Source organism: Streptomyces sp. FH025, assembly GCF_017427025.1.
Lineage (GTDB): Bacteria > Actinomycetota > Actinomycetes > Streptomycetales > Streptomycetaceae > Kitasatospora.
The window spans coordinates 1-1,778 of record NZ_JAFLNG010001057.1; the positions used below are offsets into that span (position 1 = coordinate 1).

Genomic DNA, 1,778 nt, shown 5'->3' on the forward strand with positions numbered 1-1,778 from the left:
AGTCCTCATCACGGCCCTCGCCGGCCTCGCCGTACCCGCCCACGCCGTATTCGCCGATGACGACGACGATCCGGCTCCGGCCCCGGATCCGGTGGTCACCACGGTCGGCGCCGGCGACGATGCGCAGGATCCGCTGGCCACCGCGGTCAGGCTCGGTGACGTCCGGATCGATCCGAAGATCCCCGGCCGGGTCCGGGTGGACGTCGCCTACCGCTGCTCGATCGCCGACGAGGCGCGCTCGCTCACCGTCTCGCTGGAGCAGAAGGATCCGGAGGACACCTCCTCGGTCGCCTTCGGCTCCGCCCGGACGCCCGAGGCCGAGGTGATCTGCGACGGTGAGCAGCAGCACCGCCAACTGGTCGTCCAGTCCAAGACCATGAACTGGGTCCCGGATGCCGACGCCGTCGTGATCGCCACCGTCTCCAACGTCGGCGCCAGCCCGTCCGCCTCCTCCGAGGCGAGCCGGGTGAGGCTCGTCGCTCCCTGACGCTCCCGCCCGGCCGGGCCGCTGTCGGCCGGAGCACCCCTCTCCTCCCCAACCCCACAGGTGAATGGGGCTGCTCCGGCCTGGCTCCATGTTCTACAGTGCTGTAGAAATATGGCCCACAGGTGTACAGCGAACGGGGGCACGGCATGGACAGGCCGCTTCGACTGCCGCAGCAGGATCGGGCTGACTTCGAGACGGAGCTCGGGAGGGCGCTCGCGGCGCCGCAGGTGCGGGCGGCGCTGCGGGAGAGGGGCGAGGAGGCGCGGGACGTCGAGCGGCTGCGGCGGACGGCGCGGGAGAACGCGGAATACGTGCTGGCCGCGGCGGCGCCGGAGTACGAGCGCTACGCGGCGCTGCGCGCGGACGCCGACGCGGTGGCGCGGCTGCCGGTCGACGCTCCCGCGCGGGAGCGGGTCTCGGGGTGGTGGGGCGTGCTGGGCGTCATGGTGCCGATAGTCTCGGTGGCGGCCGCCGTGGTGTTCCTGCTGCTCGGCTATGTGCTGGGCCTGGCCGAGGACTTCGAGGTCCTGGGGCACGCGCTGGTGGCGGCCGGATGGGTGGCCGCCGGGATCGCGGCGGTGTGCCTGCTGGTCGGCGGCTTCGGGCTGCTGGGTGCGGCGGCCCGGGCGCAGGGCCCGTCGGCCGCGGAGGCGAACGGGCCGGGGGAGCTGGTGCGGGCGCGGGACGCCTGGCGGTCGGCGCTGGCGGAGCGAGGGCTGGTGCCGTTCCTGGTGGCGCAGGCCAACGCCGCGCCCGGTCAGCGCCTTTGACGCCTTTGACCGAGGTTGGCGCCTTCGGTCGAGGTCAGCGCCTTTGATCGAGCCCCGGCGATCGGGCGGCGTCGACCAGCAGATGGGCGGCGGCGAGCGGGATGCCCAGTCGCCGGGCGATCCAGGGGGCGGTGCGGCCGGCCCGGGCGAGCATCCAGGCCGAGTACAACTGGCCCAGCTGGGGGGCGTGTTCGGCGAGCAGTAAGGGGCGGACGGCCTCCATGGGGAAGCCCTGGAGTGCGCGGGCGCTGTACTCGCGGCCGTTCGGGCCGAGCGGTGGCAGCGGGAGCGGCCGGCGGGCTTCGAGCCAGCGGCTGAACAGGACCGCGCCGACAACGAGCAGGCCCGAGCAGGAGGCGCCGATCAGGATGCCGCCGATGACCGGACGGTCCTCCTCCTCCGCCATGCCGAGGGCGATCTCCTCCAGGACCAGCAGTCCGAGGACGGTGGCCAGTGCCGCCACCTCGCCTGGGCGCGGGAAGAGTTGGGACGTCGTCATGGGGTACCTCTTCCTCGGCGGG

3 protein-coding genes are annotated in these 1,778 nt (G+C 73.7%); 2 read left to right on the forward strand and 1 reads right to left on the reverse strand.

Annotation, left to right across the window (positions count from 1 at the left end; genetic code table 11):
• On the forward strand, positions 1-487 hold a 487-nt coding region (locus J0670_RS37225; protein ID WP_207817200.1), incomplete at its 5' end, for a hypothetical protein.
• Between the two features lie 146 nt (positions 488-633).
• Positions 634-1,257: a hypothetical protein gene (locus J0670_RS37230; protein ID WP_207817201.1), complete on the forward strand. Its 624-nt coding sequence runs from the start codon at positions 634-636 to the stop codon at positions 1,255-1,257.
• 34 nt (positions 1,258-1,291) lie between these two features.
• Here J0670_RS37230 and J0670_RS37235 read toward each other — a convergent pair.
• The coding region (locus tag J0670_RS37235; RefSeq protein ID WP_207817202.1) for a hypothetical protein at positions 1,292-1,778 on the reverse strand (487 nt) is incomplete at its 5' end.

Excerpts from the sequence above, each read along its gene's own strand:
- J0670_RS37230 (WP_207817201.1), top strand. The coding sequence starts at position 634 with ATGGACAGGCCGCTTCGACTGCCGCAGCAGGATCGGGCTGACTTCGAG.